Source organism: Branchiibius sp. NY16-3462-2, assembly GCF_001594145.1.
GTDB lineage: Bacteria > Actinomycetota > Actinomycetes > Actinomycetales > Dermatophilaceae > Branchiibius.
The window spans coordinates 1-13,442 of the sequence record NZ_LVCF01000035.1; the positions used below are offsets into that span (position 1 = coordinate 1).

Below are 13,442 nucleotides of genomic sequence, written 5' to 3' on the forward strand. Positions count from 1 at the left end.
ATCCCGAACCCGGAAGCTAAGCCCTTCAGCGCCGATGGTACTGCACCCGTGAGAGTGTGGGAGAGTAGGACACCGCCGAACAACCCTTCCCTTTCAGGGCCACCACACGGTGGCCCTGAAAGCATTTATGGACCCGTGGGCTAGGGTCGCAGTTGGTTGCCAACCACGAGTGGAGCAGTAATGAGCGACAAGGATCCGGACGCGCCGTCGACGGATGACGCATCGGGTTCGTCCCGGGGTGGTCGATCCGGACGCTGGACACGGGCTGCGGGTAACGCAGCGCAACGTGACCAGCCCCCGGAGTCGCAGGAGTCGCCGCGCCCGGAGGGCAGTTCGGGATCCCGAAGCGGTCGTGATGGCGCGGCCAGGGGTGAGTCGCGGGGTTCAGATCGTCGTGATCGCTCTGGTGACCGGCCCCGCAAGAACGCCGGTTCCGGCCGTGATCGAAGGGATGCTCCGCGGGGCCGCGGGGCTGATGCGGGACGCGGCGATCGCGCCGGCGGCTATCGCGGCGCGCGCGACGGCGGCAGTCAAGACCGCAATAGTCGTGATCGCGGGGGACGCCGGGAAGACTCGCGAGGTCGTAGCGGGGGTAGAGGTTTCGGGTCGCGTGACGCAGGCGGCCAGCGCGGGTCTGGTCGTTCGGACCGGGACCGCCAGGATCGGCCGATCTCCGATACGTCGAATCCGCAACGCGCGCCGCGCAGTTGGGACCGGACCTCGCCGCGTAACGAAGGCCGGGACCGCGGCCCGCGGGCCGTCGAGCCGGAGATCCCGGAGGACATCACCGGCCACGAATTGGATCGCGATGTCTGGACCCAGCTTCGAACACTGAGCAAGGACAACGCCGACGGCGTCGCCAAGCATTTGGTCGCGTCGGCATCGGAACTGGACGAGGACCCGGACAAGGCGTTGGCGCACGCGCTGCATGCCGCCGGCCGCGCCGGGCGGGTGCCCGCGGTGCGCGAGGCGCTCGGGCTGGTCTACTACCGTCGCGGCGAGTTCGCTGACGCTCTGCGCGAATTCCGGACCGCTCGCCGGTTGTCCGGCAGCGATCATCTGCTGCCGTACATGGTCGATGCCGAGCGCGGCCTGGGGCGGCACGAGCGTGCGCTGGACCTGGCGTCCAGTCCCGCCGCTCGCAAACTGGCCGAGGCTGACAACATCGAGTTGTTGATCGTCGTCTCGGGAATTCGTCGCGACCTGGACCAGCCCGAGGCCGCCGTAGCCGTGCTGAATGTCCCTGCGCTGCAGCGGGCGAGCACCCAGCCGTGGGCGGCACGGTTGTTCTATGCGTACGCCGATGCGCTGCTCGCAGCCGGGCGGCAGGCCGAGGCGAGGACCTGGTTCGCCAAGGCGGCCGCCGCAGACACCGATGCAGAGACTGACGCCGACGAGCGGCTCGACGAGCTTGAGGGCTTCCTGTTGGTGGACCTGGAAGACGCCGACTCTGATGCTGCCCCTGGCACCGACCCGGAGGACGACGCGGAGGTCACCGGGGTGGATGGTGCCGACGAGAGTGCCCCGACCGACAAGCCCGCCGCATCGAACGAGGCGTACGACGCCCTGACCAATCCGTTCAGCAACGACTGACCGAGGTCAGCGCCTAGGTCGTTGTCCACAGGGCGAATCCGGATATCCACACCGGGGCAGTTTCCGGTGGCGAGCGGTGGACAGTTGACCGCAGGCTGTTCTCCAGCGATGCCGAGGGCGCACCGCGTGGAGGGGGAATAGCGATGAAGGGTGCGCAGGAGGATGTCGCCGCCGAGCAGGAAACGCCACCGGTCAACACGGTGACGCTGTGTGGTCGGGTCAGTGGGGAGCCGACCGTACGCGAACTGCCCAGCGGCGATGAGATTGTCACGTTCCGGTTGGTGGTGCCGCGGCCCGAAGACAGCCGGGCGAGGACGACAGGGCAACGAGTGGACACGTTCGACCTGGTCTGCTGGGCTACGCGTCTGCGACGACAAGGCGCCCGGCTGGCCGATGGCGATCAGATCGCCGTATCCGGTTCGCTGCGGCGACGGTTCTGGCGGGCCGGTCCTGCCGTGCAGAGCCGGGTCGAGGTCGAGGTGGTGGCGATGACCGTCATCACCCGATCCGCGCCGGCGAGTGCGGCCAAACGCGGTGCTGCCGAGCGTGTCAGAGCAAAGTCCAAAGTTGCTGCGGGTTAGCGGTTGACCGGTGGCTGTCGGGCATCGGTTCAGGCGACCCGACACAATGACGGTGTGAGCACACTCGCCGATGGTTACCGCGCCCTTGTCGTCGATCTCGACGGCGTCGTCTACCGAGGTCCGCAACCCATCACACCGGCCGTCGATGCGTTGGCCGCGCTGTCGTCGGGCGGCATGAAGGTCGCCTTCGCGACGAACAACGCCTCCCGGAGCCCGCAGGAGGTCGCTGACCACCTGCGATCGTTCGGGTTGGACGTGCAGCCGGAGGAGGTATTCACCAGCTCGCTGGCAGGTGCGCACCATCTCTCGCAACGACTGTCTCAGGGCGCCAGCGTCCTTCCGGTTGGTGGCGATGGTGTCGCTATTGCGTTGCGGGACAACGGTTTTGAGGTAGCGGACAGTGCGCAGGACAATCCCGAGGCGGTTCTGCAGGGCTACGGTCCGAACGTGACGGCTGCTCGGTTGGCCGAGGCGGCCTACGCCATCGAGAACGGTGCGGTGTGGGTGGCCACCAACACCGACCGGACGCTGCCGACTGATCGCGGGGTGGCACCGGGCAACGGCACTCTGGTGGAAGCCGTCTCAGTCGCTACCGGTGTGCAACCCGAGGTCGTCGGCAAACCGGGGCCGTTGATGTACACCATGGCCGCGTCGGCCCTGGACGTCCCGGCCGCGAAGACCCTCGGGGTCGGCGACCGCTTGGACACCGACATCGCCGGTGCCTCGGCGGCCGGCATGGATTCGCTGTGCGTGCTGTCGGGAGTGCACGGCCCGGCCGACCTCGCCCAGGCGCCCCGCGACCAACGCCCGCGATTCGTCTGTGCCGACGCAGGCGGCTTGCGGGAGCCCTACGACGAACCTGTTTCCGATGGCGATGGCTATCGGGTCGCAGACGGCTCTGCCCACCTGGTGGCGGGAGCGATCCGGTGGTCCGGAACGGCTCCGCATGACGGCGTCGTGGCGCTGCGTGCGGTGCTCCGCGTCCTGTGGGATGCATTGGACGACAACCGGATAGACCAAGGGACGGCCGCACGGCTGGCGGCACAGTACGGTAAGACGAAGGAGTAGCCCCGCCGATGACACAGGAGTCTGGAGATGAGTGACGACATGTTGCAATCGGTGTTACGAGCCTTGTTACAGGTAGCAGACCGCACGATGGAAGCCGCGCACTCGGTGTCAGCCGGAGTCATGACCTCACCGGCCGTCGCGCCGGCGAGTCGACGGGCCCACGACTTCGCCGACCAGGTCGGTGACCTTGCCGGCGCGTTGAGCGATCAGTTCAACGACGTGGCCGATCAGTTGGGTGAGCGGGTCGGCGACTTCGGAGGCTTCACGTCAGCGGTGCCCGGCGGTGTCGGGGAACGCGCCTCCGCAGTGTCCGGTGTCGCCACCGAGTTGGTGACGGCGATCTCGGCCAACCGCGCGATGGTCGAGGATGTGATTCGCGCCGAGATCGAGGGTCAACTGCACCGGGTCGGACTCGCCTCGGAGAACGAGTTGGAACTTGCGCTGGGAGAGATCGACCGGTTGCGTGCGGAGAACCAGCGTCTCCAGCGGGCGCTGGCCCAAGACGCCGAACCGTCGCCGCGTGCCGCGCGGCCGAGCGGCCCGGGAACTCCCAGTCGGCCGGTGGTCTCCCGTGCGGCTCTGCGCCAGGCTGCGCAACAGCAGTCGTCGGCTGCGGGCGCTGCCACGAAGACGGCCGCCGCCACGAAGACAGCGCCTGCCAAGAAGACGGCGAACAAGTCGGCTGCGAAGAAGACGGGTGCGAAGAAGACACCGGCGAAGACCGCACCGGCGAAGACCGCACCGGCGAAGAAGGCCACTGCCAAGAAGACCTCTGCCACGAAGGCACCTGCGAAGACTGCGCCCGCCAAGACCGCCGCCGCGAAGAAGTCGACAGCGCAAAGGACGTCTGCGCAAAGGACGTCTGCGCAAAAGACGACTGCGAAGAAGGCCACGCCCGCCAAGAAGTCGACCACCAAGAAGGCAGCGGCAAAGAAGACGACTGCGAAGAAGGCGACCACCCCGGCCGCCTCGGGTGCCTCCGCATGACCACCGACGAGTCCGGCAACGGTGTGCCGCCGGAGGACGCCGACGACGCGGTGCCCCCATCCGAACTGCCCGGCGCGACGTCGTACACGACGGGCGATCAGGGGGTCGACGCGGTCCTGGCCGACCTGGGACCGATGGCGCACCAGTTGGCCGCTGACGCCGAATCCCGCGAACCGCTGGATGTCGACGCCGCTCTCGAACTGCTTACCGCGGCGCACCAGCGCCTGGCCGACCGGTTGTCCGGGCTGGACTGAGCATGACCCGCGCGCAGCGTGGGCAGCGTCTGGACCAGGCCCTGGTGGACCGGGGCGTAGCCCGATCACGCGCCCTTGCCCGGGAGTACATCGCGGCGGAACGTGTGCGGTGCAACGGGACGGTCCTGGCCAAGGCCAGCAGCCGAGTGACCGATGAGGACGACCTCGAACTGATCGGTGAGCCGGAGCGCTACGTCGGGCGCGCGGCGTACAAACTGATCGGCGCGCTCGAGGAGTTTCCGCAGGTGCGGGTCGAGGGTCGACGCTGTCTTGATGTGGGTGCGTCGACGGGCGGGTTCACCCAGGTCCTGCTCGAACGCGGCGCCGCTGAGGTGGTCGCGCTGGACGTCGGTCACGGACAGTTGGCCGAGCCGGTCCGGTCCGATCCCCGCGTCGTCGAACGATCGGGTACGTCGATCCGGGACGTGACGGTCGATGACCTGGGCGGCGGCTTCGGTGTGGTCGTTGCCGACCTGAGCTTCATCTCGCTCACTCTGGTCATGAACGTCCTGTCCAGCCTGCTGCATCCGGACGGTGACCTGGTGGTTCTGGTGAAACCGCAGTTCGAGGTGGGCCGGGAGCGGCTGGGCTCAGATGGTGTCGTGCGGTCGGCGCAACAACGTGCCGAAGCCGTCGGCGGGGTGCTCGAGGTGGCCGAACAGGCGGGGTTGTCGGTGCACGGCGTGACAATCAGTACGGTCACCGGCACGCACGGCAACCTGGAGTACCTGCTGTGGTTGCGAGCCGCCCCGGAAGGCAGGATGGACCCAGCACAGGTCGCGACCGCCCTCGCGACCATCCGGACCAACGACGACGAAGGACAGCGATGACCCGCCAGATCCTGCTGATCGGCCACCCCGGCCGTCCGGAGGCTCTAGAGATCGCTGCCCAGTTGGTTAAAGACCTGGGGGACAACGACATCCGGGTGGTCGGCACGGCTGAGGAGTTGCGCGCCTTCGGCGTCATCGACGAACCGTTGGTGGAAGTCGCTGCCGAGGACCCCGCGGCCGGCTGCGAGCTGGCCATCGTCCTGGGTGGCGACGGCACCATCCTGCGCGGTGCCGAACTCGTCCGCGATCACCGCGTGCCGCTGCTCGGCATCAACCTCGGACACGTCGGGTTCCTCGCGGAGGCCGAACGCGATGACATCCACACCACGGTCCGCAAGGTCGTCGACCGGTCCTGGACGGTGGAGGAGCGCGCCACCCTCGCGGTCACCGCGTCCTTGGACGGTGAGGTGCTCTGGCAGGACTGGGCGCTCAACGAGGCCAGCGTCGAGAAGCGGGCCCGTGAGCGGATGCTCGAAGTCGTGGTCGAGATCGACGGCCGGCCGTTGTCCAGCTGGGGCTGCGACGGCGTCGTGATGTCCACGCCCACCGGCTCCACGGCCTACGCCTTCTCCGCGGGCGGCCCGATCGTCTGGCCCGGGGTGGCCGCCATCCTGCTGGTTCCGATCTCCGCGCACGCCCTGTTCGCCCGGCCGCTGGTGTTGTCCACCGACGTGCAGATCGCCGTCGAACTCAAACAGGGCGCCGAGGCTGAGGCGGTGGTGTGGTGCGACGGCCGCCGCTCCTACGACCTGCCGGCGGGCTCGCGGATCGAGGTGTGCCGTGCGGACACCCCGGTGCTCCTGGCGAGGCTGACCGATGCGCCGTTCACCGACCGGTTGGTCGCCAAGTTCGATCTGTCCGTCTCCGGGTGGCGCGGCACCCGCCGCGGCAGCTGACGATGCTTCGCGAACTGCGGATCCGCAACCTCGGCGTCATCGAGGACGCCGCCCTCGAACTCAGTCCGGGGCTCAACGTGCTCACTGGTGAGACCGGGGCCGGCAAAACGATGGTCGTGCAGTCGCTGGGCATGCTGCTGGGTCAGCGGGCTGATCCGGGTCTGGTCCGCTCCGGCGCCGACCGCTCAAGTGTCGAAGGGATCGCCGAACTCGCGTCGGACCACCCGGCCGCGGTCCGGGCGCTTGAAGCCGGCGCGCAGATCGACGACGGGGAACTGATCCTGCAGCGCAGTGTGACGACCGCCGGGCGGTCCCGCGCAATCATCGGCGGTAGCACCAGTCCCGTCGGCGTCCTGCGTGAGGTGGGTGAGCAGATCGTCGCGGTCCACGGCCAGGCCGATCAGTGGCGGTTGGCGCGGGCCGATCAGCACCGGGCGGTGCTGGACGACTTCGGTCGCCGGCACGGCCGGGCACTGACCAAGGCGCTGGAGGGCTACCGATCGGCGTACGCCGAGTGGCAGGCAGCGCGCATGGAACTCGCTGCGCTGCAATCGGATTCGCAGACCCGCACGTTGCGGCTGGACCAACTCACCTCAGCGCTGCAGGACATCGAACGGGTCGACCCGGCGCCCGGCGAGGACGCGGCCCTAGCGGCTGAAGCCAATCGCCTCGACCACGTCGAGCTGCTCCGGGAGACCACCACCCAGGCGCACCGGGAACTCGCCGGGGACGACGAGGGCGGCGAACCCGTCCCGCACGTCCTGGGCTCCCTGAGCAGCGCCGGGCACGCGTTGGCCACGGCCGCGGAGTACGACGACACCCTGACCGAGCTGGGCGCCCGGGTCCGCGAACTGGCCGTGCTGGCTGCGGATGTCTCCGCCGACCTGGGCGGCTACCTTGCGGATCTGCCGAGCGACCCCGAGCGGCTGGCGTGGGTGCAACAGCGGCGCGCGGAGCTGAACCACCTGACCCGCCGCTACGGGTCCACGGTGGATGAGGTGCTCGCGTTCGCCGAGAGCGCTGCGAAGGAGATCGCCACGCTCGACGGTGGCGATGACCGGCTGACCGAGTTGCGGGACCAGGTGCCGGTGCTGCAGAAGAAGGCCGTCGAACGCGCCGGCGAACTCACCGCTGCCCGGCGCGCAGCCGCCAAAGCCCTCGCGAAGTCGGTCAACGCCGAACTGGGCCGATTGGCGATGGGTTCGGCGCAGTTGCATGTCACCGTCACACCACGGGAGCCAGCCGCTGCGCACCTGTCCGCTGACGGCGCCGACGACGTGAGCATCGACCTGAGTTCGGCGCCCGGGCAGCCCGCCCGGTCCGTGGCCAAAGCAGCCTCGGGCGGGGAACTGTCACGCATCATGCTGGCGCTCGAGGTCGTGCTGGGCGCCGATGACGTGCCGACGTTCGTCTTCGACGAGGTCGACGCCGGAGTCGGCGGGGCCGCGGCCCACGAGATCGGCGCCCGGCTGGCCGACCTCGCGCGCACCGCGCAGGTGATCGTCGTGACCCACCTGCCCCAGGTCGCGGCGTACGCCGATCATCACCTGGTCGTGCACAAACAGTCGGACGGGGCGGTCACCCAGTCCGATGTCACGGTCGTCGACGGTGAGCACCGGGTCGCCGAGTTGGCCCGGATGCTCGGCGGGGTCGCCGACAGCCGTCCGGCGCGGGAGCACGCCAGGGAGCTGCTGAGCGTTGCGCGGCAGCGGTGACCTGCGCCGACGTGCGACGATGGCAGGCGTGAAGCTGCCCGTACGTCGCGACAACGGCGCCGACGCCGTCGCGGTCCTCGGCACTGCGCGGGTGGACGCGCGCACCAAGACCCTCACCAAACGGTTGAAGCCCGGCGACGTGGCCATCATCGACCACCAGGATCTGGACCGGGTCAGCGCCGAGGCCCTGGTGGCCTGCCGCCCGGTCGCCATCGTCAACGCCGCCCGGTCCAGCACCGGCCGGTATCCCAACCTCGGCCCGGGCATCGTGGTCGACAGCGGCATTCCGCTGATCGACGCCGCCGGCCCGGAGGTGATGGCGGTCGCCGAGGGCCACCAGGTCGGGGTGAGCGCCGAGGGTGAGGTCCTGGTCGATGGTGCGGTGGTCGCGACCGGAACCACGATGACGCCGGCGGCTGTCGAACACGCCATGGACGAGGCCCGGGCCGGCCTGGCCGTGCAGATCGAGGCGTTCGCCGGCAACACGATGAGCTACCTGCGCGAAGAACGGGACCTACTGCTGAACGGCGTCGGCCTGCCTGACCTGCGCACATCGATGGACGGTCGGCCGGTGCTGATCGTCGTACGCGGTTATCACTACCGCGAGGACCTGCAGACGCTGCGCAGCTTCATCCGTGACCAGCGGCCGATCCTGATCGGTGTCGACGGTGGTGCCGACGCGCTGCGCGAGGCGGGGTACAAACCCGATCTGATCGTGGGCGACATGGACTCGGTCTCCGATGCGACCTTGCGCTGTGGCGCCGAGATCGTCGTGCACGCCTATCGCGACGGCCGGGCGCCGGGTCTGGCCCGCGTGCAGGAACTGGGCATCAACGATCCAGTGGTGTTCCCGGCCACCGGCACCAGCGAGGACATCGCGATGCTGCTGGCCGACGAGTCGGGCGCGAACCTGATCGTGGCCGTCGGCACCCACGTGACGTTGATCGAATTCCTCGACAAGGGCCGGGCCGGGATGGCCAGCACGTTCCTGACCCGGCTGCGGGTCGGCAGCAAGCTGGTCGACGCCAAGGGGGTCAGTCAGCTCTACCGCTCCACGATCAGTGCCCGCGCCCTGGTGCTGCTGGTCCTGGCGGGCCTGATCGCACTGATCGTCGCCATGATCGCGACCCCCGGCGGAAGTGCCGCGCTGCAGCTGCTCGGTGCCCGCTGGGATGACCTGTGGGCGTGGTTGCGAGGATTGTTCCAATGATCGACTTCCGCTACCACATCGTGTCGCTGGTCGCCGTGTTCCTGGCGCTCGCGGTCGGCATCGTCATCGGCGCGTTCACCCTGTCCGGTGGCGTCGGCGACTCGTTGAACCAGCAGGCCAGCAGTCTGCGATCCGAGCAGGCCCAACTGCGGGCGCAGGTCCAGGCCACCGGCAACGCCCTGAACCGGGCTGACAATTTCGCCACGCTCGCCGACCCGGCGCTGGTCGACGGGGTCCTGAACGGTGACTCGATCGCGCTGGTCCTGCTGCCCGGCACCCCCGACAGCTTGCTCTCGGCGACCAAGTCGTCGATCGCCTCCGCCGGCGGGTCGGTCGTCACGACAGTGACGCTTAACGAGTCCTGGCTGAAGGAGCCCTCGGTGGAACGCTTGCGGTCGGCTGCATCGACCGTCGGTGTCAACCCGGCCCAGACCGATGTTTCGCGGCTGCCGGGGATCGTGCTGGGCAAGGCCGTCATGAGCAGGGAGACCTCGACAGGGAAGGCAGCTCTGGAAAAGCTGCAATCGGAGTCGCTGATCGACATCGACGGCACCGGCGGGGGTAAACCCACCAGCATCGTGGTCCTGTGGCCGGGGCTGCCGACGACCACCGACCAGCAGACGGTCACCGGTTGGACCGGCTCAGTCGCCGGCATCGGGGCCTCCACCACGGCCGTCGTCGGGGTCTCCAGCGGCCCGGCCGACGGCGACCTCACCAACCCCGATCCGCTGGTGACCTCGTTGCGCGGTTCGGCTGACGCGACGGCCACGATGAGCGTGGTCGATGACGGCAGCCGGGCGATGGGTCAGACGGCAGTCGTGCTGGCCACGCAGAAGGAGTTGGCCGGTGTGTCGGGCCAGTACGGACTCGGAGCGGACGCGACGGGACCGATCCCGGCCATCACCGCAGGCCGGTGACCGGCTATCCGGCCGCCGCCGTCCGAGCGGTAGGGGCAGGGCTGATCACGACTGCGGCCTATCAGGGGCTGCTCCGGTCGTCGTACCGAAACCGCCTGTCCCGCAGGAACTTTGCCGGTCAGGAGGTGACCCTCGCTGAAGGCCCAGCGGTCGTTGCCGGCCTCGTTGTCGCCGGGCCGCTCCCGGCGGCGCTGGGTGTGGCAACGGGTGCTGCGGGACTGCTGGACGACCTGGCCGCCGGTGAAGGGTCGGTCGCCAAGGGGCTGCGTGGCCATCTGCGCGCGCTGGGGCGCGGTGAGGTCACCACCGGCGTCGTGAAGATCGCCGCTATCGGGACCGCCGCCCTGGCCAGCACCGCGGTCGCGGACCGGGGCCGACGCGGCATCGTGGACACGCTGATCGGCGGGGCACTGGTCGCAGGATCAGCGAACCTGCTCAACCTGTTCGACCTGCGCCCGGGCCGTGCGCTCAAAGTCGCCGTCGCCGGCGCCACACCGTTGCTACTGGTCGCGGATGAGTCGGCCGCAGCGATCCTGGGTGTCGCCGCTGCTGCCGCGCCGGCCGATCTGGCCGGGCGCAGCATGCTGGGAGACACCGGCGCCAACGCCCTGGGCGCCGTACTCGGGCTGGCCTGGGCGCGGGGGCTACCCCTGGCGGGCCGGGTGGTCGGCGCCACCGTCGTCGCCGGGCTGATCCTGGCCTCAGAACGCGTCAGTTTCACCGAGGTCATCGCCACCAACCCGGCGCTCAATGCGATCGACCGGTGGGGTCGGCCGGAATGAGCCGCCGCGGTTCCCTGGCCGCTGCCGCCGGAATGATCGCCGGGATCACCCTGCTGGCCCGGATCGTCGGCTTCGGCCGCTGGTTGGCGTTCTCCCACTCGGTCGGCGCGACCTGCGTGGGGCAGGTCTACAACACGGCCAACCTGCTGCCCAACGTCCTGTACGAAGTCGCTGCCGGCGGCGCCCTGGCCGCGGTCGCGGTCCCGCTGGTGGCCCGCGCCCTGGTCACGGATCGTGCCACTGCCGACCGGATCGCCTCCGCCCTGCTCACCTGGGCGATCGCGGTGTTGCTGCCTCTCGCCGTACTCCTGGCCCTGTTCGCCGGCCCGATCGCGTCGGCCATGTTGGGCACCGACGGCTGCGGGGACTCAGCGGTCGACCTCGCCGCGACCTTCGTGCGGATCTTCGCCCCCCAGGTCGTCCTCTACGGCATCGGCGTGGTCGCCGGGGGCGTGCTTCAGGCGCACCAGCGGTTCGTCGCCGCTGCCCTCGCACCGTTGCTGTCCAGCCTGGTCGTGATCGCCTGCTACCTGCTCTACGGCCGGATCGGCACGGGGGACCCGGAGACCATCACCCCGGCAGCCGTCGCCGTCCTGGCGGGTGGCACCACGTTGGGGGTGTGCGCGCTGAGCCTGCCGCTGCTGGCCGTGGCCGCCCGGGCCGGGATCCGACTGCGCCCGCGCTGGGACTTCCCGCCCGGTGTTGCCGCCCAGGCCCGCCGGCTCGCCGGGGCGGGTATCGCCGCGCTGATCGCGCAGCAGCTCGCGGTGCTGATCATCGCCTGGGTCACCAACCACCGGGGCGGCCCGGGCGCGCTGACGGTCTACAACTACGTCCAGGCCCTCTATCTGCTCCCGTACGCCGTGTTGGCCGTTCCCGTCGCGACCGCCGCTTTCCCGCGGCTGGCCACCGGAACTCCCGGCACACTGGGCCGTTCTGCGGCAGTGGTCGCCGTCGCCGGCGCTGCGTCGGCAGCCCTGTTGATCGCGGTGGCGCCGGCGGCGGGACGGTTCTTCGGCGCACTGGACGCAGGGCGCGGTGGCAGCGGAGCGAACGCCCTGGACGCGCTCGCCCCGTCGCTGACGGCGTTCGCCCCCGGAGTGCTCGGATTCGGCTTGACCGCACTGCTGCTACGCGCGGCGTACGCCCGGCACATCACTGGCGGTGCCGCCGCAGCGATGTGCCTCGGCTGGGCGATCGCCGGTCTCGGGCCGCTGTTGACCCTGGGCGCGCGCACTGACTCCAGCACGGTGCTGGTGCGCCTGGGCATCTTCAGCACGATCGGGATGAGCATCGCGGCCCTGGCGCTCGCGGCGCTCCTGCTGCGCGGTGGCCCGGGCTGGGTGCGTCTGCCGTGGCGGACGCTGCTGGCCGGACTGGTGGCCGGTGCAGCGGGCGCCCTCTGCGGGCGGTGGTGCGCCGACCGTCTCGACGGCGCCTCCCTGATCGCAGCGGCCGTCAGCGCGGTGCTTGCGGCGCTGGTGGCGATCGGCGTCTTCGCGGCCCTGCTCGCGCTGCTTGACCGGACCACGTTCGAGCGGCTGGTCGTGCACCGGGGGCGCGCATGAGGATCGCTTTCGTGCTCGGAGAAGTCGCCGGGGGAGTACTGGCGCACGTCCGATCCGTGGCGGGCGGACTGATCGACGCCGGACACGCCGTGGACGTCGCGGCGCCGGAGGGTGTGCTCGACGAGTTGGCCGTCTCCGGAATGGGACGGGTGCCGGTGCGCATCGGCGAGCGGCCTGACCCCCGCGCCGACGCGTCAACCGTGCGCACGCTGCGGTCCCTGCGTGACGCAGACGTCGTGCACGCCCACGGTGTGCGGGCCGGTGCCCTCGCCGCGCTGGCGCGCACCGGGCGACCGCTGGTGACCACCCTGCACAACGCCGCACCGACGACCTCGCGGGTCAACGCCGTGCTGTTCGCTCTGTTGCTGCGGGTCGCCGCTCACGGCAGCGCCGTGGTGCTTACGGTCAGTCCCGACCTGGAGGCGCCGGCCCGTCGCGCCGGCGCTCGGGACGTGCGCCGGGCCGTGATCGCCGCACCCGCCGTCGCAGTGCCGGCGGTCTCCCATGAGGGCTTCCGGGCCGTCTGCGTGGGCCGGTTGACGACCCAGAAACGGATCGACCTGCTGATCGACGCGGCCGGACTGGTCGACGGCGTCACCTGGTCGGTGGTGGGTGACGGTCCGGACCGGGCCGCGCTGCAGGCGCAGATCGACGCCGGCGACGCGCCGGTGGAGTTGCTCGGCCGGCGTGATGACGTGCCGCAGTTGCTGGCCGCCGCCGATGTCGCCGTCTCCACCGCGGCCTGGGAGGGGCAACCGGTGTGGCTGCAGGAAGCCGTCCGGGCCGGGTTGCCCGTGGTCGCCTTCGACGTCGGTGGTATCCGCGAAACCATCGGCGCCGCAGGGGTGTTCGCGCAATTCCCGGACGTGGAGGGGATCGCTCGCGAGGTACGCCGATTGGCCGGCGACGCGGCGTACCTCACCTCCCGACGCGCCCAGGTCCGCGCCGTCGCCGACACGCTCCCGACCCGGCGTGACGAGATCGACGCATTGATCCGGCTGTATCGGTCCCTGACCACCGCCGCGATGTCATAGACTGGTA

Annotated in this window: 13 protein-coding genes; all 13 read left to right on the forward strand. The window is 70.1% G+C overall.

Annotated elements, in window-relative coordinates; all coding sequences use genetic code 11:
- Positions 1–798 precede the first annotated feature (798 nt).
- The gene (locus AZH51_RS09440; protein WP_291523578.1) at positions 799–1,593 is read left to right on the forward strand and encodes a hypothetical protein; all 795 of its coding nucleotides are present in this window, start codon (positions 799–801) and stop codon (positions 1,591–1,593) included.
- A 143-nt stretch (positions 1,594–1,736) separates the two neighbouring features.
- Positions 1,737–2,174, forward strand: a complete 438-nt coding sequence (locus tag AZH51_RS09445) for a single-stranded DNA-binding protein (RefSeq protein ID WP_291523580.1) — start codon at positions 1,737–1,739, stop codon at positions 2,172–2,174.
- 54 nt (positions 2,175–2,228) lie between these two features.
- On the forward strand, positions 2,229–3,242 hold the full coding sequence (locus AZH51_RS09450; protein WP_291523582.1) for an HAD-IIA family hydrolase: 1,014 nt from the start codon (positions 2,229–2,231) through the stop codon (positions 3,240–3,242).
- Between the two features lie 27 nt (positions 3,243–3,269).
- The gene (locus tag AZH51_RS09455) at positions 3,270–4,229 is read left to right on the forward strand and encodes a hypothetical protein (protein ID WP_291523584.1); all 960 of its coding nucleotides are present in this window, start codon (positions 3,270–3,272) and stop codon (positions 4,227–4,229) included.
- Entirely contained in the window at positions 4,226–4,483 is a 258-nt protein-coding gene (locus AZH51_RS09460; RefSeq protein ID WP_291523585.1) for a hypothetical protein, read from the forward strand. Before AZH51_RS09455 ends, AZH51_RS09460 begins: the two co-directional genes overlap by 4 nt.
- A 2-nt stretch (positions 4,484–4,485) precedes the next feature.
- Positions 4,486–5,313: a TlyA family RNA methyltransferase gene (locus AZH51_RS09465; protein WP_291523587.1), complete on the forward strand. Its 828-nt coding sequence runs from the start codon at positions 4,486–4,488 to the stop codon at positions 5,311–5,313.
- A complete protein-coding gene (locus AZH51_RS09470; RefSeq protein WP_291523589.1) occupies positions 5,310–6,209 on the forward strand; it encodes an NAD kinase in 900 nt (299 codons plus the stop codon). The genes AZH51_RS09465 and AZH51_RS09470 overlap by 4 nt, the downstream gene beginning before the upstream one ends.
- Positions 6,210–6,211: 2 nt before the next feature.
- Positions 6,212–7,924, forward strand: a complete 1,713-nt coding sequence (gene recN / locus AZH51_RS09475; protein ID WP_291523592.1) for a DNA repair protein RecN — start codon at positions 6,212–6,214, stop codon at positions 7,922–7,924.
- Between the two features lie 19 nt (positions 7,925–7,943).
- On the forward strand, positions 7,944–9,134 hold the full coding sequence (gene steA / locus AZH51_RS09480; protein WP_291523594.1) for a putative cytokinetic ring protein SteA: 1,191 nt from the start codon (positions 7,944–7,946) through the stop codon (positions 9,132–9,134).
- A complete protein-coding gene (locus AZH51_RS09485; protein ID WP_291523596.1) occupies positions 9,131–10,051 on the forward strand; it encodes a copper transporter in 921 nt (306 codons plus the stop codon). The genes steA and AZH51_RS09485 overlap by 4 nt, the downstream gene beginning before the upstream one ends.
- A 125-nt stretch (positions 10,052–10,176) precedes the next feature.
- A complete protein-coding gene (locus tag AZH51_RS09490) occupies positions 10,177–10,833 on the forward strand; it encodes a hypothetical protein (protein ID WP_291523598.1) in 657 nt (218 codons plus the stop codon).
- Positions 10,830–12,401 carry a murein biosynthesis integral membrane protein MurJ gene (gene murJ / locus AZH51_RS09495; protein ID WP_291523600.1) on the forward strand — a complete coding sequence of 524 codons (1,572 nt, stop codon included), beginning with the start codon at positions 10,830–10,832 and terminating at the stop codon, positions 12,399–12,401. Before AZH51_RS09490 ends, murJ begins: the two co-directional genes overlap by 4 nt.
- On the forward strand, positions 12,398–13,435 hold the full coding sequence (locus AZH51_RS09500; RefSeq protein WP_291523602.1) for a glycosyltransferase: 1,038 nt from the start codon (positions 12,398–12,400) through the stop codon (positions 13,433–13,435). The genes murJ and AZH51_RS09500 overlap by 4 nt, the downstream gene beginning before the upstream one ends.
- Positions 13,436–13,442 lie beyond the last annotated feature (7 nt).

What these genes read in the sequence shown, in the direction of transcription:
- AZH51_RS09445 (WP_291523580.1), top strand. Translation starts at nt 1,737, where the DNA reads ATGAAGGGTGCGCAGGAGGATGTCGCCGCCGAGCAGGAAACGCCACCG.
- AZH51_RS09455 (WP_291523584.1), top strand. Translation starts at nt 3,270, where the DNA reads ATGAGTGACGACATGTTGCAATCGGTGTTACGAGCCTTGTTACAGGTA.
- AZH51_RS09460 (WP_291523585.1), top strand. Translation starts at nt 4,226, where the DNA reads ATGACCACCGACGAGTCCGGCAACGGTGTGCCGCCGGAGGACGCCGAC.
- AZH51_RS09465 (WP_291523587.1), top strand. Translation starts at nt 4,486, where the DNA reads ATGACCCGCGCGCAGCGTGGGCAGCGTCTGGACCAGGCCCTGGTGGAC.
- AZH51_RS09470 (WP_291523589.1), top strand. Translation starts at nt 5,310, where the DNA reads ATGACCCGCCAGATCCTGCTGATCGGCCACCCCGGCCGTCCGGAGGCT.
- recN (WP_291523592.1), top strand. Translation starts at nt 6,212, where the DNA reads ATGCTTCGCGAACTGCGGATCCGCAACCTCGGCGTCATCGAGGACGCC.
- steA (WP_291523594.1), top strand. Translation starts at nt 7,944, where the DNA reads ATGGCAGGCGTGAAGCTGCCCGTACGTCGCGACAACGGCGCCGACGCC.
- AZH51_RS09485 (WP_291523596.1), top strand. Translation starts at nt 9,131, where the DNA reads ATGATCGACTTCCGCTACCACATCGTGTCGCTGGTCGCCGTGTTCCTG.
- murJ (WP_291523600.1), top strand. Translation starts at nt 10,830, where the DNA reads ATGAGCCGCCGCGGTTCCCTGGCCGCTGCCGCCGGAATGATCGCCGGG.
- AZH51_RS09500 (WP_291523602.1), top strand. Translation starts at nt 12,398, where the DNA reads ATGAGGATCGCTTTCGTGCTCGGAGAAGTCGCCGGGGGAGTACTGGCG.